The organism is Kocuria flava, from assembly GCF_001482365.1.
Lineage (GTDB): Bacteria > Actinomycetota > Actinomycetes > Actinomycetales > Micrococcaceae > Kocuria > Kocuria flava.
The window spans coordinates 3,307,014-3,328,546 of sequence record NZ_CP013254.1 but is presented as its reverse complement, the minus strand read 5'-3'; the positions used below and the strand labels follow the sequence as shown (position 1 = coordinate 3,328,546).

The window sequence follows — 21,533 nt, the reverse complement described above, 5'->3', positions numbered from 1 at the left end:
CGAACTCTGGACGAAAGTCGTTGACCCCTCAGTAACCCTGCTGTGAGCATGTGCAAATCCGCGTCATCCGCGCGGAGCTGTGAATCGGGCCGCGCAGGGGCATCCCTCCGTCCGGCCCCTGCCCAGGAGGTTCCATGTCCCCCCGCATGCCCAGTCGCTGGATCACCTCGGCCGCCCTCGCCGGCGCCCTCACCCTCACGGCGACCTCCGCCGTGGCCGCACCCACGCGCGAGAACAGCAACAACAACACCACGGCCAAGCTCACCCAGGCCGTCTCGCAGGCCGCGCTCACCACCCACCTCGAGGCGTTCCAGCGGATCGCCGACGCCAACGGCGGCAACCGCGCCTCCGGGCAGCCCGGCTACCAGGCCAGCGTCGACTACGTCGTCGAGCGGCTGCGCGCGGCCGGCTACGAGCCCCGGGTCCAGGAGTTCCGGTTCCCGTACTTCGAGGAGCTCAGCCCCGCGACCGTCACCGCCGACGGCACCGCGCTCGCCGCCGAGGACGTCGCCGTGATGTCCTACTCCGGCTCCGGGACCGTCACCGGGACGGTCCAGGCCGTGGACACCGACGGCACCGCGGGTTCCTCCTCCAGCGGCTGCGAGGCGAGCGACTTCGCCGGGTTCGTGCCCGGGAACATCGCCCTGATCCAGCGCGGCACCTGCCCCTTCGGGGACAAGGCCGCCAACGCCGAGGCCGCCGGCGCCACCGCCGTGCTGATCTTCAACGGCGGCGCCCCCGGCAACGAGGGCGTCGTCATCGGCACCCTCGGCTCCCCGGAGGCCACGACCCTGCCGACGGTCGGGCTGAGCTACGCGGCCGGCGTCGGGCTGCTCGACGCCGGCACGGTCACCGTGCGCACCGAGACCGTCTCCGAGCTGCGCACCACCGCCAACGTGCTCGCCGAGACCCGCACCGGCGACCCCGAGAACACGGTCGTGGTCGGCGCCCACCTCGACGGCGTGACCGAGGGCGCGGGCATCAGCGACAACGGCACCGGCTCCGCCGGCATCCTGGCGATCGCCGAGGCCATGGCCAAGACGAGGACGGAGAACCAGGTCCGCTTCGCCTGGTGGGGCGCCGAGGAGCTGGGCCTGCTGGGCGCCGAGCACTACGTGGGCGACCTCCAGGACAACGACCCCGAGGGCCTCGAGGACATCGCGCTGTACCTGAACTTCGACATGATCGGCTCGCCAAACTACGGCCGCTTCGTCTACGACGGCGACGCCTCCGCCTTCGACCCCGGTGACACGAACGTCCCCGAGGGGTCCGGGGCGATCGAGGCCGCCTTCCACGAGCACTTCGCCCAGGTGGGCCTGACCTCCGGGGAGACGGAGTTCAGCGGCCGCAGCGACTACGGGCCCTTCATCGCCGCGGACGTCCCCTCCGGCGGGCTGTTCACCGGAGCCGAGGGCGTGAAGACCGAGGAGCAGGCCGCGCTGTTCGGCGGCCAGGCCGGGGTCGCCTACGACGAGTGCTACCACACCGCGTGCGACGACCTCTCCAACGTCAACCTCGAGGGCATGGAGCAGATGGCGGACGCGGCGGCCGCCGTCGTCCTGCGCTACGCGACCACGACCCACGACGTCAACGGCGTGGGCGAGCCCTACAAGCAGAAGGGCCAGGGCGCGCTGGGCCACCCGCAGGGCAAGGACCGCGGCCACGGCCCGCACTCCGAGCACGGCCGCGGCCACGGGCACGACAGGGCGACCGCCTGAGCGGCTGACCCGGTCCCGTACCGCACGGCCCCGCCCGGACGCACCGCGTCCGGGCGGGGTCGTTCCGCCGTTCCCGGGAGGATCGGGTGAATGTCCCCGGACCGGGGACGACGACGGCGCGGCGGTGGACAATGGTCTGCCATGGACACCGCCCGCGCCACCCTGCTCCTCGGCGCCGCCCTGGCGCTCGGCCCGCTCCCGGCCGCGACCGCCGCGCCGGCCGACCGGGCCCCCGTCGAGGACCCGCAGGAGTGGACGCAGTACCGCCTGACCCCCGAGAAGAACCCGGTGCTCACCACGGACGGGTCGGTCGAGCCGTTCCCGGGCGGCTTCGCCCTGCCGGACGAGGTCCGCTCGACCCCGGTGGTCGTGGGCGACCGGCTGTACGTGGGCACCCACGGCAGCGGCACGCTGCACGCGTTCGACCTCGCCACGGGCGAGCAGCTGTGGCAGGCGCAGGCGCCCAACTGGATCCACTCCGAGATGATCGTCGCGGACGGCACGGTGTGGGTCGGCTACGGCGACCGCGGCGAGGAGCGCGCGGACGGCATCCGCGGCGACGGCCCCGGCGGGGTCCTGGCCCTCGACGCCGCCACGGGCGAGCGGAGGTGGCAGCACGCCGTGGACGGCCACGTCATGCCCACCCCCGTCCTGCACGGGGGCCGGATCCACGCCGCAGCCGGCGACCGGCACCTGCACGTGCTCGACGCCGCGACGGGCGAGCTGCTCGAGCGCGTCGAGATCGGGGCCGTGGTCAGCATGGCCGCCCCGGCGGCCGAGGACGGGATCCTCTACACCGCGGGCCTCTACGACGAGCCCCGCGTGGTCGCCTACGACATGGCCGCCCGCACGACGGCGTGGCAGACCCCGGTGCCGCAGGCGGACTCCGGGCTCGACGACGTGCCGCCGGCCGTGTCCGAGGGGATCGTGGTCACGACCTCCCACCGCGACCTCGGCCCGCTCGAGCACCTCGAGCACTGGGCGCACGGCTTCGACGCGGCGACCGGGGAGCTGCTGTGGGAGACCCGGCTCGGGGACGGGCCCTTCGTGGTCGACAACAAGTCCGGGGCGCCGGTGGTCGCCGACGGCACCGTCTACGTCGGCAGCCCCACGACCGAGCGGCTGCACGCCCTGGATCTGCGCACGGGCCGGCAGCGCTGGGCCCACGGCTCCGGGCCCGTCAAGGCCGCGCCGGCGGTGGTCGACGGCGCGGTCGTCTACTCGACGACCACGGGCGCGGTGGGCGCCCTCGACGCCGCGACCGGGCTGCCCCGGGGCCGGCAGCAGGTCTCGGACCAGCCCCTGGCCCCGGCCGGGCCCGTCGTCGTCGATGACGCCGTGCTCGCCGGCGGCCACGACGGGCGCGTGCACGTCCTCGACCTCGACGCGCTCACCGGCCGCACCGCCGGGGCCGTGCTGGCGCCGCTCGGCACCGGGCTCCTGGCCGTCGGGGCGATCGCCGCGCTCACCCTCCTCGTCCTGCGCCGGGGGCGCCGCACCGGCCGCTGAGCCGTCCGCGGTGGCATGCTGGGGACCATGAGCACCCCCGGATCCCCGCGCGGCGTCCTCTTCGACGTCGACGGCACCCTCATCGACTCCAGCTACCTGCACACGGTCGCGTGGTGGCACGCCTTCAACCAGAAGGGCTGGGACGTGCCGATGTCCCGCATCCACCGGCTGATCGGCATGGGCTCCGAGCAGCTGATCGACGAGCTGCTGCCCGCCGACCGCGACCGGGACCAGGACGCCTCCATCGGGGACGCCCACGGCAGCCTGTTCTCCGTGCACTGGCCCGGGCTCACGCCCACCCGCGGCGCGGTCGAGCTGCTGCGCCGCTGCGCCGAGGAGGGCCTCGCCGTCGTGCTCGCGTCGTCGTCGAACGCCGCCGAGGTCGCCGCGATGCGCACGGCCCTCGACGTCGACGACGTCCTCACCGCCGTCACCACGGCCACCGACGCCGAGCACAGCAAGCCCGAGCCGGACATCTTCGCCGCCGCGCTCGAGGCCGGCGGGCTGCGCGCCGAGGAGACGGTCGTGGTCGGCGACGCCCGCTGGGACGTCGTGGCCGCCCGCCGGCTCGGGATGGACACGGTCGGGCTGGGCAGCGGCGGGATCAGCGAGGCCGAGCTGCGCGAGGCCGGCGCCGTGGAGTACTACGCCGACCCGCAGGCCCTGCTCGAGGCCTTCGACGGCAGCCCGCTCGCCCGCCGCGCCGCCTGAGCCGCCCGGGCCTGCCTCAGGCGGTGCCCGGCCACAGGGCGACCGCCCGCACCGGAGAGGCGTCCAGACCGGTGAGCGGCAGCGGCAGCGCCACGAACAGCGCCCCCGGCCGGTCCACCGCCGCGAGGCCCGCGAGGTTCTCCACGATCACCCCGCCCGCGCCGAGGACGACCTCGTGCACGGGCAGGGCCCCCGGTCCGGCGGCGTCCGGGACGGGGTCCGGGCTGAGGGTGTCGGTGCCGAGCACGCGCACCCCGGCGGCGACCAGCCGCCGGGCCAGCCCGGGGTCCAGGACGGGCGGGGCCAGGTAGCGGTCGGTGCCGAAGCACGCGTCCCATCCCGTGCGCACGAGCACGACCTCCCCGGCGGCGAGGTCCGCCAGCTGCTCCGCGACCTCGTCCCAGCCGATCACGGCCCCCGGGGCGCGGCCGGTCGCGTCCACGACCCGTGCGGGGCCGACCAGGGCGGCGGGGTCGAGCTCGTCCACCGCGGCCCCGCCCTCGAACAGGTGCGCGGGGGCGTCCACGTGCGTGCCCGTGTGCGTGCCCAGGTGCAGGGCCGTGACGCGGAAGCCGTCGGCGGCCACGGTCGCCGCGGGACGGGTCTCCACCGGGGGATCGCCGGGGAACACCGGCATCCCCGCGGTCACCGGGCGGCTGAGGTCGACGACGCGCACGGGGGGCCTCAGAGCGCGACGACCATCTTGCCGGTGTTGGCGCCCTCGAGCAGGTCGATGAACGCCTGCGGGGCGTTCTCGAGGCCCTCGCGCACCGTCTGGTCCCAGCGGATCTCGCCCGCGGCCAGCCAGCCGGTCATCCGCTCCCGGAACTCCGGGGCCATGTCCTGCCAGCCGCCGACCAGGAAGCCCTGCAGGGTCAGCATCTTGCCGATCGCCAGCGCCAGGTTGCGCGGTGCCGCCGGCGGCTCGGTCGCGTTGTACTGGGCGATCGCCCCGCACAGGCACACCCGGCCGCGGGTGTTCAGCACGGAGATCGCGGCCTCGAGGTGCTCGCCGCCCACGTTGTCGAAGTAGACGTCGATGCCCTCGGGGGCGGCCGCCCTCAGCTGCTCGACCACCGGGCCGTCGTGGTAGTCGAAGGCCGCGTCGAAGCCGAGCTCGAGCAGGCGGGCGACCTTCTCCGGGGAGCCGGCGCTGCCGATCACCCGGGCGGCGCCGGAGAGCCGGGCGATCTGTCCGACGAGCGAGCCCACGGCCCCGGCGGCCCCCGAGACGAAGACCGTGTCCCCGGGGGTGAAGCGGGCCGCGCCCAGCAGCCCCGCGTAGGCGGTGAGCCCGGGCATCCCGAGCACCCCCAGGTAGGCGGAGGCCGGTGCGGCGTCCGGGTCCACCGGGGTCACCGCGGAGGCCTCGAGCAGGGCGTGCTCGCGCCAGCCCGACCCGTGCAGCACCGTGGTGCCCACCGGCACCTCCGGGGCGGCCGAGGCGATGACCTCGCCCACGGCGCCGCCGTCGAGCGGGTGGTCCACCCGGAACGGCGGGACGTAGGACTTCGCGTCGTTCATCCGGCCCCGCATGTACGGGTCCACGGACATCCAGCGGTTGGCGACCAGGACCTGCCCGGGTTCCGGGGCCGGCAGCTCGGCCTCCTCGAGGCGGAAGTTCCCGGGCGCGGGGGCGCCCTGCGGGCGGGAGGCCAGGACGATGCGGCGGGTGGTGGTGCTCTGGCTCATGCGGTGCTCCGATCGGGTCGGTGGAGAAGGGGTCGTGCCGACGGTCGTTCCGGCGGGACGTCGGGGTGGGGCGGGAAGCGGTGGGGGCCGGCGCGGCCCGGCCGGGGCCCGCCGTGGGGCAGCCGCGGCTCAGCCGGTGCCGGCCGCCGGGCCGGCGGCGACCTTCCGGGCGAGCCGGTGCAGCTCGGCCATCTCCTGCGGGTCCAGTCCGGAGGCCTCGAGCACCCGGCGCTGGACCGCCGGGGCGCGCTCGTGCAGCCCGGCGCCGGTCGCCGTGAGGTGGACGGTGACCCGGCGCTCGTCGGCGTGGCCGCGGCGGCGCTCGAGCAGCCCGGCGGACTCCATCCGCTTGAGCAGCGGGGAGAGGGTGCCGCTGTCCAGGCGCAGGCGGGTCCCGAGGGCGGAGACGCTCTGGCCGTCCTCCTCCCACAGGGCCAGCAGCACGAGGTACTGCGGGTAGGTCAGGCCGAGCTCGGCCAGCGGGGCGCGGTAGGCCGCCGTCGTGGCGCGCGAGGCCGCGTGCAGGGCGAAGCACAGCTGGGCGTCGAGGCGGAGGTCTGCGGGCACGTCAACCATGGTGGCACGCAATCCGGTTGTGCACAACCTGAATCGGTGGGGCGCTGCCCGGACCCGGGCCGGTGCTGCGGAGCGCCCCGCACCGGCCCGGGGCGCTCAGCGGGTCGCCTCCTCGAGGTGCTCCAGGACGTGGCGGTAGGGGTGGCCGGTGGCCTCCGTCAGGCCCTGCTCGCACGTGCGGTTCAGGGAGGCGTAGGCGTCGAAGCGGCGGGAGGTCACCTCCCGGGCCTCGGCGGCGGTGGCCGAGGCGGTGAACTCCGGGTGGAGCATCCCGCGGTCCCCGGCGTAGGCGCAGCAGCCCCAGTCCACGGGCACGACGACGTCGTCGCTGATCGCCCGCGCGATGGTCTCGAGGGCGCCGGTGATCCCGAGGTGGGTGCTCGAGCACGTGGGGTGCAGGGCCATCGACCCGACCGGCCGGGTCACGGGCAGGCGCCCGAGCAGGCGCTCGGCGGTGAACTCGACCGCGTCCACGAACCGCAGCCCGCGGTGGGCCGGCGAGGCCGCGGCCAGCTCCCGCATGGTCTCGAGGCCCTCCGTGCAGGAGGCGGCGTCGCAGACCACCGGCAGCCGCCCGTGCCGGGAGGCCTCCCACAGGGCCGCCAGCGTCCGCTCGGACATCGTGGCGTAGCCGGTCCGCAGCCCCTTGGACTTCCACGGGGTGCCGCAGCACAGGCTGCCGATGTCCTCGGGCACGGTGACGTGCACACCGGCCCGGTCGCACAGGGCGAGGAACGCCTGGGAGGCGGTGCGCCCGCCGGGCTCGGCGGGGCCGAACATCGTGTTGATGCACGCCGGGAAGAACACCGCCTCGGCCTGCTCGTCGTGGCGCCGCGGACGCGCGGGGCCGCCGGCCGGCAGCGCGTCCTTGTATTGGGGCACGTGCTCGGCGCCCAGCACGGCCCGCGCCGCGGTCGTGGCGGCCCGCGGCAGCGCCGGGGGCAGCGCCTTCGCGGCGGTCAGCCCGAGCCCGGCCCCCGTCGTCGTCGCCCCCCACGCCCGGGCCGCGAGGCCCCAGCCCGCGTCCGCGACCGGGTGCGGGTCCTCGGCGCGCAGCCGGCGCACGAGGTCGCCCGTGTTGATCAGCACGGGGCAGGCGGTCACGCACATCCCGTCCACGGCGCAGGTCTGCAGGCCCTCGTAGTCGTACTCGGCCCGCAGGCGCGCGGCGAGCGCCCCGTCCCCGCGCGCCTCGGCCGCGGCGATCTCGCGGCGGCCCACGATGCGCTGGCGCGGGGTGAGGGTCAGGTCCTTCGAGGGGCAGACCGGCTCGCAGTAGCCGCACTCCACGCACCGGTCGACCTCCTCCTCGACGGCCGGGGCTGTCTTGAGGTCGCGCACGTGGACGGTGGGGTCCTCGTTGAGCAGCACCCCGGGGTTGAGCACGCCCCGGGGGTCGGCCAGGCGCTTGAGGGCCACCATCACGTCGTAGAGCTCGTCGCCGTACTGGCGGCGCACGAAGGGCGCCATGTTCCGGCCCGTGCCGTGCTCGGCCTTCAGGGACCCGCGGTGGCCCAGGACGAGGGCGACCATCTCCTCGGTGAAGCGCTCGTAGCGGGCCAGCTGCGCGGGGTCCCCGAACTGCTCGTTGAGCATGAAGTGGACGTTGCCGTCCTTGGCGTGGCCGAAGATCACCGAGTCGCGGTAGCCGTGGGCGGCGAACAGCTCCGTGAGCTGCTCGCAGGTCTCGCCCAGGGCGGGCACGGGGACGACGACGTCCTCGAGCAGCGCGTTGGCCCCGGAGGGGCGGTTGCCGGCCACGGCGGTGTAGAGGCCCTTGCGCACGGTCCACAGCGCGGCCCGCTCCGCCGGGTCGTCGGTGAGCTCGGCGGGGGCGGCGAGCTCGAGCCCGCGGAAGACCCCGGCGGCGGCCGCGGAGCGCTCCTGCTCCTCCTCGCGGGTGCGGCCCTGGTACTCCACGAGCAGCGCCGCGTGCCCGGCCACGGCGAGGTCCCGGATCCGGGCGGGCGCGGTGCCGGTGCGCTGGGAGACCCGCAGGGACGTCGCGTCCAGCAGCTCGACCGTGGCCGAGCCGGCCGCCACGAGCTGCGGCACCGACCGGGTCGCGGCGGAGAGGTCCGGGAAGACCAGCAGACCGGTCGAGACGTGGGGGAGGATCTCCACGGTGCGGAAGGTCGCCTCCGCCACGAAGCCCAGGGTGCCCTCGCTGCCGATCACCAGGTGCTCGAGGATGCGCACCGGCTCGTCGTGGTCCAGGAAGGAGTTCAGGCCGTAGCCCATCGTGTTCTTCATGGCGAACTGCTGCTCGATCGTGCGCACCGAGGCCGGGTCCGCCCGCACCCGGTCGCGCAGCCGCAGCAGCCCCTCGTGCAGCTCCGGCTCCAGGGCGCGCAGCCGCCGGTCGGCGTCGGCGGCGCCGGTGTCCACCGTGGTGCCCGAGGCCAGCACGAGGACCATCGACTCGAGGGTGCGGTAGGTGTTGGCCTCGGTGCCGCAGGCCATGCCGGAGGAGTTGTTGGCCACGACCCCGCCGATCGTGCACGCGCTCTCGCTCGCGGGGTCGGGCCCCAGCCGGCGCCCGTGCGGGGCGAGGCGGGCGTTGACCTGGCGCACGGTCGCCCCCGGCTGCACGCGCACCCGCCGGCCGCCGTCGAGGACCTCGACCGCCCGGAAGTTCCGGCGCACGTCCACGAGGACCTGGTCGGTGACCGCCTGCCCGGACAGCGACGTCCCGCCGGAGCGGAAGGTCAGTCCCGCCCCGTGCCGGGCGACCGTGCGCAGCACCGCGGCGACGTCCTCGGCCGTGCCCGGGCGGACCACCGCGGACGGCTGGAGCAGGTAGTGGGAGGCGTCGTGGGCCAGGGCCCGGTGCTCGAGCTCGGAGTCGACCACCACCGTGCGCCCGCAACGGGTGCGCAGGTCCTCAAGGAGCGCCTCGTGCGGGCGCGGCGCGGCGGGAGCGGTCATGGGTCCTCCTCGGGTGGACGGGTCTGGCCGGAGCGGCGCAGGTCACATCCTATGGTATGACCACACGGTCGCGGGGTGGGGCCGGGCGGGGATGGTGACGGGCGCGGATCTGCGGGATGCTGGCGGGACGGGCCCGGGGACGCCGGGGCCCGCGCCGAAGCGAGGAGGAAGACCATGGACCCCATCTGCCCGTCCTGCGGCGGCACGCTGCGCCGGCTGCCGGAGGACCAGTGGCCCGAGGGCGGGCCCGTGCCCGAGGGCACCGTGGAGATGTACCTGTGCGAGCGCACCAACCACCGGATCATCGTGGCGGTGCCCGAGATCAGCGCGTGAGCGGGTCCGCGGAGCCGGAGGTGCGGCGGGTCGTCGTCGTGCACGGCTACGACGCCGCCCCCGGCAGCCACTGGTTCCCCTGGCTGTGCGAGCGGCTGGAGGCCGACGGCGTCCGCACGGTCCCGGCCGAGCTGCCGGAGCCCTCGTACCCCGAGGCGGGGGCGTGGCAGGAAGCGGTGGGCCGGGCCGTCGGCGCGGTCGACGCGCACACGCACGTGGTGGCCCACAGCCTCGGGTGCGTCACCGTGCTGCGCCACCTCGCCCGGCTGCCGCGGCCCTGGGAGCTGGGCGGGCTCGTGCTCGTGGCGGGGTTCACGGGCCGGCTCGCGGCCGTGCCGCTGCTGGACGGCTTCCTTGCCGGGGACACCGACCTCACGGCCGTGCGCGCGAGCACCCGCCGCCGACTTGTCCTGCGCTCCGACGACGACCCCACCGTCCCGGCGGCGGCCACCGAGGAGCTCGCCGCGCGGCTGGGCGCCCGGCTGCAGGTGGTCCCGGGGGCGGGGCACTTCTGCGCCGAGGACGGGGTGCTCCGGCTGCCCGCCGTGCTCGAGGCCCTGGTCCCGCGTCCGCGCGGCGGGGCGGGCGCCTGACCCGACCCGGTGCGCGGGGGCGCGCGGTGCCCGCGGGACTCAGTCGGTGAGCGTGAGCAGGACGGCCTCCGGCGGGCAGAACAGCCGGATCGGGGCGAAGCGGGAGGTGCCCAGGCCGGCCGAGACGTTGACCGGGACCCCGCCCTGGGTGATCAGGCCCTTGCAGCGGCGGGGCTCGAGGTCGCAGTTGCTCACGAGCGCCCGCCCGCCCGGCAGGCAGACCTGCCCGCCGTGGGTGTGGCCGGCGAGCACGAGGTCGGCGCCGTCGGCCGCGAACCGGTCGAGGGTGCGCAGGTACGGGGCGTGGGCGACGCCCAGGCGCAGCGCGGCCCCGGGGGTGTCCAGGAAGCCGGGGTGACGGTCGTAGCCCAGGTGCGGGTCGTCCACCCCGGAGAGGTCCAGCACGTGCCCGGCGACCTCCAGGCGCGCGGCCCGGTTGATCAGGGGGGTCCACCCCGCGGCGTCGAAGGCCGCGTGCATGGCCCCGGTGGGCAGCCGCGGGGCCTCGTCGCGGCCCTCCCCGGAGGTGTCCCGCCACAAGTAGCGGAAGGGGTTCTTCGGCCGCGGACCGAAGTAGCAGTTCGATCCGGGCACGTAGGCGCCCCGGAACGCCAGCAGCGGCTCGAGGATCTCCAGCAGCGCCGGCAGCGCCTCCGGGTGGGAGAGGTTGTCGCCGGTGTCCACCACGAGGTCCGGGCGCAGCGCGGCCAGCGAGTGCACGAACTCGCGCACCGCGCGCTGGCCGGGCCACACGTGCAGGTCGGACAGGTGCAGGATCCGCAGCGGGGCGCTGCCCGGCGGCAGCAGCCGCAGGTGCTCGGTGCGCAGCTGGAAGCGGCGGCGCTCGACGACGACGCCCCACGCGCCCAGTCCCGCGCCCGCGGCGAGCCCGGCCCCGGCCAGGGCCGCGGCGGCGCGCAGCGGTCCGGGCACCCGGCCGGGGGTGCCGGGCCGGTCCGCGGCGGCCACCTAGCCGATCTCCGTGGTGCCGTTCTCACCCTCGAGCACGTCCTCCGAGGGCTTCGCGAAGTCGTCGGTGTCGTAGTCCGGGGCGATCTCCCGCATGAAGCGCTGCCACTGCTCACCGGCGTAGGTCGAGCCGTCGACCCAGTCGGTGTCGGAGCCGCCGGTGCGTCCGCCGATGTTCAGGTCGTTGAGGGAGCGGGAGCCGAGCTCGTAGTTGCCCACCCACGAGGCGGTGGCCAGGCCGCGGGTGTAGCCGAGCATCCACGTCTGGGTGGAGTTGTCGGTCGTGCCCGTCTTGGCCGCCGAGGCCCCGGGCAGGTCGATGCCGCGCTTGTAGCCGGAGCCGCGCACCAACACCTGCTCGAGGGTGTAGTTCACGCCGTCGGCCACGTCCTCGCTGATCACCCGCTCGCACGAGGTCTCGGGGATGTCGTAGACCTTGCCGGTGTAGTCCGTGACCTTCTCCAGGGCGCGCGGCTCGCACATCACGCCGCGGTTGGCGAAGGCCGAGTAGGCCCGGGCCATGGTCATGGGGGAGATGTCCACGGAGCCGCCCAGCAGCGAGGACAGGACCGTGGTGTCCACCGGCTCGCCGGTCTTGCCGCTGACGATGCCCAGGGACTCGGAGATCTTCCCGATGTTGCACAGGTCCATCTCCTCGGCCATCGCGTAGATCGCGGTGTTGATGGAGTTGTACAGCCCGTAGTCCACGGGCATCCTCCGCTCGTAGCCGGGGGAGGCGTTCTGGATCTCGAAGCCCCCGCCGTTGTCGCCGGGCTCGATCTTGTACCCGTTCTCCAGGCAGGAGGCGCGCCAGCGGTGGTCGGCCGGCCACTTCGTCTGGGAGGCGTCGATCTCGTCCTTGACGCCGTTGCCGGCGTCGATCCACGCGGCGAGGGTCAGGGGCTTGTAGGTCGAGCCGACCTGGAAGCCGCCGGCCCCGCCCATCCACGAGTCCACGTTGAAGTTGTAGGTCGTGTTCGAGTCGCCCTCGGCCGTGGAGTAGTAGGTGTTCTGGGCCATCGCCACGATGTCGCCGTTGGAGGGCTCGAGGGAGACCAGCGCGGTCGAGACCCCGTCGGGGTTGTCGTCGCGCGGCTGCGTGCGGTTGACCTCCTCCTCGGCCTTGCGCTGGGCCTCGAGGTCCAGGGTGGTGGTGATCTCGAGCCCGCCCAGCTGCAGGGTCTTGAGCCGCTCCTCGGGCGTGTCGCCGAAGGCGGAGCTCTGCAGCACGGTGTTCTGCACGTAGTCGCAGAAGTAGGGGGCGACCTCCGCGGCGGTGCAGCCGGAGTTCGTGGGGTGCAGGTCCAGCCGGATCGGCTCGGCGACCGCCGCGGCGTGCTCCTGCTCCGTGATCGCCCCGGTCAGCAGCATCGTGTCGAGCACGACGTTGCGCCGCTCCTCGGCGGCCTCCGGGTTCACGGCGGGGTCGTAGTAGTTGGGGGACTGCACCATGCCCGCGAGCACCGCGGACTGGGAGATGCTCAGGTCGGAGGCGGGGATGCCCCAGAAGTACTGTGCGGCGGCCTCGACGCCGTAGTTCTGCCCGCCGAAGAGCACCATGTTCAGGTAGCCCTCGAGGATCTCGTCCTTGGACAGCTCCTGCTCCATGGACAGGGCCAGCTTGATCTCCTTGATCTTGTCGGCGTAGCCCTTGTCCCCGCCGATCGTCGTGGCCTCCTCGCCGGCGCGCACCTGCGAGTCGATGATCAGGTTGTTCACGTACTGCTGCGTGATCGTCGAGGCGCCCTGGCGGGCCGAGGGGTTGACGATGTTGTTGCCCAGCGCGCGCACGATGCCGCCGAGGTCCACGCCGCCGTGCTCGTAGAAGTCGCGGTCCTCGATGGCCAGCAGCGCGTCCTTCATGTGCGGGGAGATCTGCTCCAGCTCCACGGGCGTGCGGTTCTGCGCGTAGAAGGTCGCGATCTCGGTGCCGTCACGGGTCAGCACCGTCGAGGCACGGGACATCGGCCCCGCCTCCATCTGGGCGGGGAGGTCCTTGAACCACCCGATGGAGGCGTTGGCGGCGAGACCCGTGGCGGCTGCGGGGGGCACGAGGAGTCCGGCGGCCACGATGCCGGCAACGATGCTGGTGGCGATGAACGCCACGACGTTGCCCAGGGCCGACGGTGCCTGCGTGGCAGGGTTCTTGCGGGAGGCCATTGGGCCAGTCTACAAGCGGGACCCCCGCCTCCCGGGCCGTGCGCTCCGTCACCCGTGCCGCGTCCGGGCCCGCGGGTGGCTACGCTGGGGCCATGACCACCTGGGAATACGCCACCGTGCCGCTGATGATCCACGCCACCAAGCAGATCCTCGACAACTGGGGGGAGGACGGCTGGGAGCTCGTGACCGTGCTGCCCGGCTCGACCCCCGCCGACGTCCCCGCGGGCAACGTCACCGCCCCCGTGCAGACCAACCCGATCGCCTACTTCAAGCGCCCCAAGAACTGACGGCGCCCCCGACCCGGAGGAGACCATGAGCAACGACCCCCGCACCGGCGCCGTCGAGGCCCGTCTCGCCCAGCTCGGCCTCGAGCTGCCCCCCGTCGCCGCCCCCGTGGCCGCCTACGTGCCGGCCGTGGTGGCCGGGACCTGGGCCTGGACCTCGGGGCAGCTGCCGTTCGTGGACGGGGCCCTGCCGGCCACCGGCAAGGTGAGCGCCTCGGGCGCGGCGGGCACCGTGTCCCCCGAGCAGGCCCAGGAGCTGGCCGGGCGCGCCGCCCTCAACGCGGTCGCCGCCCTGCGCGAGGCCGTCGGGAACCTGGACCGGGTCCGGCGCATCGTCAAGGTCGTGGGCTTCGTGGCCTCCGACCCCTCCTTCACCGGCCAGCCCGGGGTCGTCAACGGCGCCTCCGAGCTGCTGGGCCGGATCTTCGGCGACGCCGGCGTGCACGCCCGCTCCGCCGTGGGCGTGGCCGTGCTGCCGCTGGACGCGCCGGTCGAGGTGGAACTGGTTGCCGAGCTCGCCTGAGCGCGCGCCGCGCACCGGGCGGCTGCCCGCCGTCCGCTTCTTCGAGGTCCCCGAACGCCACCGCGAGGCCGCCCGGGCCTGGCTCGAGCGCGGCGCCGGCATCCCCGGCAGCACCCCCGTGCCGGCGGCCGCGGTGGTGTTCGTGCGCGACGGCGAGCACGGGGTCGAGACCCTGCTCACCCACCGCACCGGCAGCTCCTCGCTGGGCCCCGTCGGGTTCCCCGGCGGGCCCGTCGAGGCCCACGACGACGACCCCCTCGACTGGGCCGGGCCCACGCCCCTGGAGTGGACGCGGCGGCTGGGCACCGACGACGTCGGCCGGGCCCGCCGGGCCGTCGTCGCCGCCGCCCGCAAGGCCTTCGAGGAGGTCGGGGTGCTGCTGGCCGGCCCCGATCCGATGAGCACCGTCGAGTCCGTCGAGGGCGCCGAGTGGCTGCGCTCCCGGGAGGCCCTCGCCCTGGGGGACGTGTCCCTCGCGGACGTCCTCGGCCGGCGCCGGCTCGTGCTGCGCTCGGACCTGCTGCGGCCGCTGGCCCACTGGGTCAGCTCGGACTTCGTGCACCGCCGCCACGACGTGCACTACTTCACCGCCGTGGTCCCCGACGGCCAGACGGCGTCCCTGCTCGGCTCCCGCGGGACGTGGTGCGGGTGGGTGGACGCGGCCCGCGCCGTGGCGGACCCGCACGGCACCTGGCTGGGCGACCTCGTCGGCCGGCCGGACACCCTCGGGCGGCCCCCGGCCGAGCTGCTGGCCCCCGGCAGCCTGGTCGCGCTCGAGTCGCTGGCCGAGTGCTCCTCCGCGATCGCGTTCCTGGCGAAGAAACGGCGGATCGCCACCCTCAACCCCGTGCTCGAGGAGCACGGGGGGAGGCCGGTCCTGCGTCTGGACCTGGGCTGAGCCCTGCCCCTCCGCGCCGGTCCCGGCGCGCCCGCATCGGCGCGGCAAGCGGCCCGTGCACGAGAACGGCCCGGCCGTCCCTCGCGGGACGGCCGGGCCGTTGCGGTGCGCTCGGTCAGCGGCTGCGCTGCTTGAGTCGCTGGAGGTCGAGGATCACCACGGCCCGGGCCTCGAGGCGGATCCAGCCGCGCTGGACGAACTCGGCGAGGGCCTTGTTGACGGTCTCGCGGGAGGCGCCGACCAGCTGGGCCAGCTCCTCCTGGGTCAGCTCGTGAGCGACCAGGATGCCGTCGGTGGCCGGGCGGCCGAAGCGGTCCGCGAGGTCGAGCAGGGCCTTGGCCACGCGCCCCGGGACGTCGGAGAAGACGAGGTCGGCCAGGGACTCGTTGGTCCGGCGGAGGCGGCGGGCCAGGGCCTGGAGCAGCTGGGCCGAGACGTCGGGGGAGCGCTCGATGACCTTCTTGAGGTTCGCGTGCTTGAGCCCCATCAGGCGGGTCTCCGAGACGGCGGTCGCGGAGGTGGAGCGGGGGCTGGGGTCGAACAGCGCCATCTCGCCGAACAGCTCGCCCGGGCCCATGATCGCCACGAGGCTCTCGCGGCCGTCGGCCGCGGTGCGCCCGAGCTTGATCTTGCCGGAGACGATGAAGTAGAGCTGGTCGCCCGGGTCGCCCTCGTGGAACAGGGTCGAGCCGCGGGTGAGCTCGACCTCGGTGAGCTCCTCGGTCAGCGCGGAAAAGGCCTGGTCGTCCAGGGACGCGAAGAGCGGGGCGCGGCGGAGGACGTCGATGTCCATGGTTCTCCTCAAGATCTCGCCCGCCCCGGGCGGTGCCGGCGGGCAGGTGTGCGGCGGGGCCGCCCCGCACGGGAGTGTGAGCGGCCTGACTGTCCTGCGGTTCACTGTAGTGTCTCCGGCGCACGATTCCCAAGGACCGGGCCCGCGGGCCGCCGCGGCACCCGGGCCGGGCAGCCCCCGGAACGGGGGGCAGGGACGGTCCACGGTTCTCCCAGAGGTGCTCCCTATGCTGGGGTCCCGTCCCGTCCGTCCCCTCCCGCGGAGGAAGCCGATGTCCCCGACCCTCAACCTGCTCGACGTCCTGCTGGCCGTCGTGCTTTTGGGCTACCTCGTCTTCGGGTTCCGCCGGGGCTTCTTCAACTCCCTCGGCTCCCTGGCCGGCTTCGTGGTCGGGGCCGTGGCGGCCTTCACCACGGCCCCGTGGGTCAGCGCCCAGGTCGACCCGCAGTACCGGGTGGGCGCGGTGCTGGCCGCGGTGCTCGTGCTGCTCGTGCTCGGGCAGGTGCTGGGCGGGCTCGTGGGACGGGCGCTGTCGGCCGTGACCGAGCGGATGCGGCTGGGCCCGCTCAATCGGGTGGCCGGGGCGCTGCTGGACGTCTCGGTGGCCGCCCTCGTGCTGTCCCTGCTGGCCTCGTTCGTGGCCCAGCTCGGGATCCCGTCCGTGTCCCAGCAGATCGCCTCCTCCGCCGTGCTGCGGGCCATCGACGAGCACACGCCCGGCCCCGTGCGCTCGGCGGTGACCGAGGCCCGGGAGGCCGTGGACGGGGCCACCGGCATCCGGGAGCTCGACGCCCTGCTCTTCCCCGCCCAGGAGGCCCCCGAGCAGAGCGCGGACGGCCCCGCCCTCCAGGAGGCGGGCCGCTCCGTGGTGCAGGTCTACGGCACCGCCGTGGAGTGCCGGCAGAACCAGACGGGCTCCGGGTTCCCCACCGCGCCGGGCCAGGTGGTCACCAACGCCCACGTGGTCGCCGGGGTGCAGGAGCCGGTCGTGCAGACCCGCGACGGCACCGTGCACACCGCCTCGGTCGTCCATTACGACCCCGCCGCGGACCTCGCGGTGCTCTCCGTCCCGACCCTGGACGTGCGCCCGCTGCCGCTGGGCCAGGACCCCGCCCCGGGCGACCTCGTCGCGTTCATGGGCTACCCCCTGGGCGGGCCGTTCAGCGCCGGCTCCGCCACGGTGCAGGGCACCGCCCTCGCCCCGCTGCAGGACGGCGCCGGCGGCGGGACCATGGAGATCATCCAGGTCGCCGGGCACGTCCAGCAGGGCAACTCCGGCGGGCCGCTCGTCGCCCAGGACGGCACCGTGGCCGGGGTCGTCTTCGCCAAGGCCCTCGAGGGGCAGGTCGGCTACGCCCTGACCCTCGGGGAGCTGCGCGCCGCCCTCGACGCCGCCGCTGGGCGGACCCAGGCCGTGGTCCCCGGCACCTGCGCCGCCTGATCCCGCGGCCCGTTCCGGCCCGCCCGGCTCGGCCCGCGGAGGCCCGGACACCGGCGGCTCAGGTCCCGGCGGGCTCCCCGAGGGTGCGCAGCAGCCAGTCCAGGGCCAGCTCGTAGCCCTGCGCCCCGGCGCCGGCGATGACGGCGTCCGCCTGCAGCGACACGTAGGAGGTGTGCCGGAACGCCTCCCGCCGGTGCACGTTGGACAGGTGCACCTCCACGACGGGCAGCTCGGCGGCCTCGAGGGCGTCGTGGACGGCGATCGAGTAGTGGGTGAGGGCCGCCGGGTTGATCACGATCGCGGCCCCCGCCGTGCGGGCCTCCTGGATCAGGTCCACGAGCACCCCCTCGTGGTTGGTCTGGTGGAAGGCGACGTCCCACCCGGCGGCGCCCGCCCGGGCGCGCACGGCGGCCTCGATGTCGGCCAGCGTCGTCGTCCCGTAGACCTCCGGGCGGCGAGTGCCGAGCAGGTTCAGGTTGGGGCCGTTGAGCACGTAGATGGGTCTGCGCATGCCCCCGATCCTGCCAGAGCCCCGCCCCGGACGCGCCGGAGGGCGGGGAACCGGCCGGTTCCCCGCCCTCCGCGCGGTCCCGCGGGGCCTACTCGGCCAGCGAGTCCACGATCTGCTGCATCACCGTCTGGTCGGCGAGGGTCGAGACGTCGCCGACCTCGCGCTCCTCGGCCACGTCCTTGAGCAGGCGGCGCATGATCTTGCCCGAGCGGGTCTTGGGCAGCTCGGGGACGATGAGGACCTTCTTGGGCTTGGCGATCGGGGAGATCTCCTTGCCCACGTGCGCGCGCATCTCCTCGGCGAGCTCGGCCTTGTCCCGTCCCTCGGCCTCGGCCTGGTCGGAGAGGATGACGAACGCGATGACCGCCTGGCCGGTGGTCTCGTCGGTCGCGCCCACGACCGCGGCCTCGGCGACCGACGAGTGGGAGACCAGCGCCGACTCGATCTCCGGGGTGGAGAGGCGGTGGCCCGAGACGTTCATGACGTCGTCCACGCGGCCCAGGATCCAGACGTCGCCGTCGGCGTCGCGCTTGGCACCGTCCCCGGCGAAGTACATGTCGCCGAAGCGGGACCAGTAGGTGTCCACGTAGCGGTCGTCGTCGCCCCAGATGGTGCGCAGCATCGCCGGCCACGGCTCCCGGACCACCAGCAGGCCCGACTGCTCGTTGCCCAGCGGCTTGCCCTCGTCGTCGACCACGTCGACCTTGATCCCGGGCATCGGCACCTGCGCGGAGCCCGGCTTGGCGACGGTGACCCCGGGCAGCTGGGAGATCATGATCGCGCCGGTCTCGGTCTGCCACCAGGTGTCCACGATCGGGCAGCGGCCGCCGCCGATGACGCGGTGGAACCAGGTCCAGGCCTCCGGGTTGATGGCCTCGCCCACGGTGCCCAGCACGCGCAGCGACGAGAGGTCGTACTCGGCCGGGATCTCCTCGCCCCACTTCATCATGGTGCGGATCGCGGTGGGGGAGGTGTACATGATCGACACCTTGTACTTCTGCACGATCTCCCAGAACCGGCCGCGGTGCGGGGAGTCGGGGGTGCCCTCGTAGATCACCTGCGTCGAGCCGTTGACCAGCGGCGCGTAGGCCACGTAGGAGTGGCCGGTGACCCAGCCGACGTCCGCGGTGCACCAGTAGACGTCCGTCTTCGGCTTGAGGTCGAAGACGTACTTGTGGGTGAAGGCACCCTGGGTGAGGTAGCCGCCCGTGGTGTGCATGATGCCCTTGGGCTTGCCGGTGGTGCCGGAGGTGTAGAGGACGAACAGCGGGTCCTCGGCGCCCTGCTCGGACGGGGTGTGCTCGGTCGAGGCGGCGTCGACGACGTCGTGCCACCACACGTCGCGGCCCTCGGTCATCCCGACCTCCGCCTCGTTGCGGCGCACCACGAGCACGTGCTCCACCGAGGAGCCGCCCCGGGAGAGGGCGTCGTCGACGGCGGGCTTGAGCATCGAGGGCTTGCCGCGGCGGAAGGAGCCGTCGGCGGTGACGACCAGCTTCGCCTGCCCGTCCTCCACCCGCGAGCGCAGCGCGTCGGCGGAGAAGCCGCCGAAGACCACGGAGTGGATCGCGCCGATCCGGGCGCAGGCCAGCATCGCGATGACGGCCTCGGGGATCATCGGCAGGTACAGGGCCACGCGGTCGCCCTTGACCACGCCGAGGTCCGCCATCGCGTTGGCGGCCTTCGAGACCTCGTCCTTGAGCTCGGCGTAGGTGTAGCTGCGGCTGTCGCCGGGCTCGCCCTCGAAGTGGATGGCGACCCGGTCGCCGTTGCCGGCCTCGACGTGGCGGTCCACGGCGTTGTAGCAGGCGTTGAGGGTGCCGTCCTGGAACCACTTCGCGAACGGGGGGTTCGACCAGTCGAGGACCTCGGTGAAGTCCTTGGACCAGGTCAGCAGCTCGCGGGCCTGGCGGGCCCAGAATTCGGTGCCCTCCGCCTCGGCCTGCTCGTAGAGCTCCGCGCCGGCGTTGGCCTGCGCGGCGAACTCGCGGCTGGGGGCAAAGGTCGTGGTCTCGACAGGAGCGGTCTCCGATGCCATCTGGCGTCCCTTCGTCGTGGCGCGCCGCGCACGGGCCGGAACGGTCCCCGGCTCCGTGTCGCAGCTCACAGAATGTCGCTTTTCACCCTAGACGATGGACCGGGGCGCTTCCACAGCGGCCACGCCGCACGGGGTCACGGAAGCCGCCCGGCACACCCCGCCTAGAATCGGGGGCATGGCCGCCGCGACCCCCGTCCCCCCGCCCGCCCACCTGCGCGCCGTGGACCCCGCCCGGGCCCGGGCCGGGGCCGCGCGGCGGCGGCGGACCGGCGCCGCGGAGACCCCGCTGGCGCGCAAGCGCCGGGCCCGCCGGATCAACGCGGTCCTCGCCGAGGCCTACCCCTACGCGGTCGCCGAGCTCGACTTCGAGAACCCCTACCAGCTGCTCGTGGCCACGGTGCTCTCCGCCCAGACCACCGACGTGCGCGTCAACGCCACCACGCCCCGGCTGTTCGCCGCCTGCCCCACCCCGCGCGCGCTCGCCGAGGCCGACGAGGCGCAGGTGGAGCAGATCGTGCGCCCCCTGGGGTTCTACCGGGCCAAGACCCGGGCGATCCGCGCCCTCGCCCAGCGCATCGTCGACGACTTCGACGGCGAGGTCCCCGGCCGGCTGGAAGACCTGGTGACTCTGCCCGGGGTCGGGCGCAAGACCGCCAACGTGGTGCTCGGCAACGCCTTCGGGGTGCCGGGCCTCACGGTCGACACCCACTTCGGCCGGCTCGCCCGCCGCTTCGGCTGGACCGGGGAGGAGGACCCGGTCAAGGTCGAGCGCGACGTCGCGGAGCTGTTCGAGCCCCGCGACTGGACGGACCTCTCGCAGCGGCTCGTCTACCACGGGCGCCGGGTCTGCCACGCCCGCCGCCCGGCCTGCGGGGTCTGCCCGGTCGCCGACCTGTGCCCCTCCTACGGGGAGGGCCCCACGGGCACGGCCGAGGCGGCCGCGCTGCTGAAGTACGAGTTCGCCCCCGGCCGCGAGGCGCTGCTCGAGGGCTACCTCGCGGGGCGCACCCGGGCGCAGCTGCGGGCCGAGGGCTGGGAGCTCGCCCCGTGAGCCCCGCCCACGACGCCTACCAGGACCTGCTGCGGGTGGCCCGCGGCGGCCACCTGCTGACCATGGAGGACCGGGAGCCCTGGCGGATCGGGCGGATCGAGCCCGACTACCGCCGCTCGGCCGTGCTCATCCTCTTCGGTGCCCTCGACGAGCTGCCCTCCCGGGCCCGGGGCGGGACCGAGGGCGTGGGCCGCGACCTCGACGTGCTGCTCGTGCAGCGGGCCGCGACGCTGCGCTCCCACCCCGGCCAGGTGGCCTTCCCGGGCGGGCGCCTGGACCCGGAGGACGGCGACCCGGAGGAGCGCCTGGACCTGCCCGGCGGGACGGTCAGCGCCGCCCACGTGCGCGCCGCCCTGCGCGAGGCCGAGGAGGAGACCGGCCTGGACCCGCGGGGCGTGGAGGTGCTCGGCGCCCTGGCCCCCGTCCCGCTGCCCGTCTCCAACCACCTCGTGACCCCGGTGCTCGCGTGGTGGCACGAGAGCTCCCCGGTGGACGTGGTCGACCACGCCGAGAGCTCGCTGGTCTTCCGGGTGCCGGTCCTGGACCTGCTCGACCCCGCCAACCGCCACTACGCCGGGGTGACCCGCGGGTCGCAGACCTACCGCTCGCCGGCGTTCACCGTCCCGGTGCCGGGCACCTCCGGCACGGTCACCGTCTGGGGCTTCACCGGCGTGCTCCTGGACCGGGTGCTCACCGCCCTGGGCTGGGCGGTGCCGTGGGACACCCGGCGGGTGCTGCCGGCCCCGCTGTGACCAGGGCCTCCACCGCCACCACCGGCCGGGCGGCGCGCCGGGCCCCGGCACGA

20 protein-coding genes are annotated in these 21,533 nt (G+C 74.8%); 11 read left to right on the top strand and 9 right to left on the bottom strand.

Translation table 11 applies throughout. The annotated features are described in order from the left end of the window. The first annotated feature begins 134 nt into the window (after nt 1-134). From AS188_RS14855 to AS188_RS14845, 3 genes are all read left to right on the top strand, one after another. On the top strand, nt 135-1,718 hold the full coding sequence (locus tag AS188_RS14855; protein WP_058859492.1) for a M28 family peptidase: 1,584 nt from the start codon (nt 135-137) through the stop codon (nt 1,716-1,718). Between the two features lie 141 nt (nt 1,719-1,859). Further along, nucleotides 1,860-3,227: an outer membrane protein assembly factor BamB family protein gene (locus AS188_RS14850; RefSeq protein ID WP_058859491.1), complete on the top strand. Its 1,368-nt coding sequence runs from the start codon at nt 1,860-1,862 to the stop codon at nt 3,225-3,227. 27 nt (nt 3,228-3,254) lie between these two features. Further along, nucleotides 3,255-3,938: an HAD family hydrolase gene (locus AS188_RS14845; protein WP_058859989.1), complete on the top strand. Its 684-nt coding sequence runs from the start codon at nt 3,255-3,257 to the stop codon at nt 3,936-3,938. Nucleotides 3,939-3,954: 16 nt separating this feature from the next. Here AS188_RS14845 and AS188_RS14840 read toward each other — a convergent pair whose 3' ends face one another. From AS188_RS14840 to AS188_RS14825, 4 genes are all read right to left on the bottom strand, one after another. Next, nucleotides 3,955-4,614 (bottom strand): cyclase family protein, encoded by a 660-nt coding sequence (locus AS188_RS14840; RefSeq protein WP_058859490.1) that lies wholly within the window; start codon nt 4,612-4,614, stop codon nt 3,955-3,957. Between the two features lie 8 nt (nt 4,615-4,622). Then, the gene (locus tag AS188_RS14835; RefSeq protein ID WP_058859489.1) at nt 4,623-5,630 is read right to left on the bottom strand and encodes an NADP-dependent oxidoreductase; all 1,008 of its coding nucleotides are present in this window, start codon (nt 5,628-5,630) and stop codon (nt 4,623-4,625) included. A 129-nt stretch (nt 5,631-5,759) separates the two neighbouring features. Further along, entirely contained in the window at nt 5,760-6,206 is a 447-nt protein-coding gene (locus AS188_RS14830) for a MarR family winged helix-turn-helix transcriptional regulator (protein ID WP_058859488.1), read from the bottom strand. Between the two features lie 96 nt (nt 6,207-6,302). After that, entirely contained in the window at nt 6,303-9,134 is a 2,832-nt protein-coding gene (locus AS188_RS14825) for an FAD-binding and (Fe-S)-binding domain-containing protein (RefSeq protein ID WP_058859487.1), read from the bottom strand. A 174-nt stretch (nt 9,135-9,308) separates the two neighbouring features. Here AS188_RS14825 and AS188_RS17275 point away from each other — a divergent pair, with 174 nt between their 5' ends. Both AS188_RS17275 and AS188_RS14820 read left to right on the top strand, forming a co-directional pair. Next, nucleotides 9,309-9,467 (top strand): hypothetical protein, encoded by a 159-nt coding sequence (locus AS188_RS17275; RefSeq protein ID WP_180814649.1) that lies wholly within the window; start codon nt 9,309-9,311, stop codon nt 9,465-9,467. After that, entirely contained in the window at nt 9,464-10,060 is a 597-nt protein-coding gene (locus tag AS188_RS14820) for an RBBP9/YdeN family alpha/beta hydrolase (RefSeq protein ID WP_083529489.1), read from the top strand. The genes AS188_RS17275 and AS188_RS14820 overlap by 4 nt, the downstream gene beginning before the upstream one ends. 39 nt (nt 10,061-10,099) lie before the next feature. On the opposite strand, the gene AS188_RS14815 is transcribed toward AS188_RS14820, so the two are convergent. Both AS188_RS14815 and AS188_RS14810 read right to left on the bottom strand, forming a co-directional pair. Further along, nucleotides 10,100-11,029, bottom strand: coding sequence for a metallophosphoesterase (locus tag AS188_RS14815; RefSeq protein WP_147050316.1), 930 nt, complete (start codon nt 11,027-11,029; stop codon nt 10,100-10,102). Continuing rightward, on the bottom strand, nt 11,030-13,189 hold the full coding sequence (locus AS188_RS14810) for a transglycosylase domain-containing protein (protein WP_058859485.1): 2,160 nt from the start codon (nt 13,187-13,189) through the stop codon (nt 11,030-11,032). Nucleotides 13,190-13,281: 92 nt separating this feature from the next. On the opposite strand from AS188_RS14810, the gene AS188_RS14805 reads away from it, so the two are divergent. The 3 genes from AS188_RS14805 to AS188_RS14795 are packed head-to-tail and all read left to right on the top strand — an operon-like array spanning nt 13,282 to nt 14,894. Next, nucleotides 13,282-13,476: a DUF4177 domain-containing protein gene (locus AS188_RS14805; protein WP_058859484.1), complete on the top strand. Its 195-nt coding sequence runs from the start codon at nt 13,282-13,284 to the stop codon at nt 13,474-13,476. Nucleotides 13,477-13,501: 25 nt separating this feature from the next. After that, the gene (locus AS188_RS14800; RefSeq protein WP_058859483.1) at nt 13,502-13,996 is read left to right on the top strand and encodes a RidA family protein; all 495 of its coding nucleotides are present in this window, start codon (nt 13,502-13,504) and stop codon (nt 13,994-13,996) included. Continuing rightward, the gene (locus AS188_RS14795) at nt 13,980-14,894 is read left to right on the top strand and encodes an NUDIX hydrolase (RefSeq protein WP_236945001.1); all 915 of its coding nucleotides are present in this window, start codon (nt 13,980-13,982) and stop codon (nt 14,892-14,894) included. Before AS188_RS14800 ends, AS188_RS14795 begins: the two co-directional genes overlap by 17 nt. A 115-nt stretch (nt 14,895-15,009) precedes the next feature. Here AS188_RS14795 and AS188_RS14790 read toward each other — a convergent pair whose 3' ends face one another. Beyond that, entirely contained in the window at nt 15,010-15,687 is a 678-nt protein-coding gene (locus AS188_RS14790; protein ID WP_058859482.1) for a Crp/Fnr family transcriptional regulator, read from the bottom strand. A gap of 271 nt (nt 15,688-15,958) precedes the next feature. On the opposite strand from AS188_RS14790, the gene AS188_RS14785 reads away from it, so the two are divergent. After that, nucleotides 15,959-17,128 carry a MarP family serine protease gene (locus tag AS188_RS14785; protein ID WP_058859481.1) on the top strand — a complete coding sequence of 390 codons (1,170 nt, stop codon included), beginning with the start codon at nt 15,959-15,961 and terminating at the stop codon, nt 17,126-17,128. A gap of 58 nt (nt 17,129-17,186) precedes the next feature. On the opposite strand, the gene aroQ is transcribed toward AS188_RS14785, so the two are convergent. Beyond that, complete coding sequence (gene aroQ, locus AS188_RS14780; protein WP_058859480.1) at nt 17,187-17,639, bottom strand: type II 3-dehydroquinate dehydratase; 453 nt, start codon at nt 17,637-17,639, stop codon at nt 17,187-17,189. Between the two features lie 88 nt (nt 17,640-17,727). Beyond that, on the bottom strand, nt 17,728-19,677 hold the full coding sequence (gene acs, locus AS188_RS14775; RefSeq protein ID WP_147050318.1) for an acetate--CoA ligase: 1,950 nt from the start codon (nt 19,675-19,677) through the stop codon (nt 17,728-17,730). A 175-nt stretch (nt 19,678-19,852) separates the two neighbouring features. Here acs and nth point away from each other — a divergent pair, with 175 nt between their 5' ends. Together nth and AS188_RS14765 are read left to right on the top strand one after the other, a co-directional pair. Further along, a complete protein-coding gene (gene nth / locus AS188_RS14770; RefSeq protein ID WP_058859478.1) occupies nt 19,853-20,728 on the top strand; it encodes an endonuclease III in 876 nt (291 codons plus the stop codon). A 62-nt stretch (nt 20,729-20,790) separates the two neighbouring features. After that, nucleotides 20,791-21,480, top strand: a complete 690-nt coding sequence (locus AS188_RS14765; protein ID WP_083529608.1) for an NUDIX hydrolase — start codon at nt 20,791-20,793, stop codon at nt 21,478-21,480. Nucleotides 21,481-21,533: the final 53 nt, after the last annotated feature.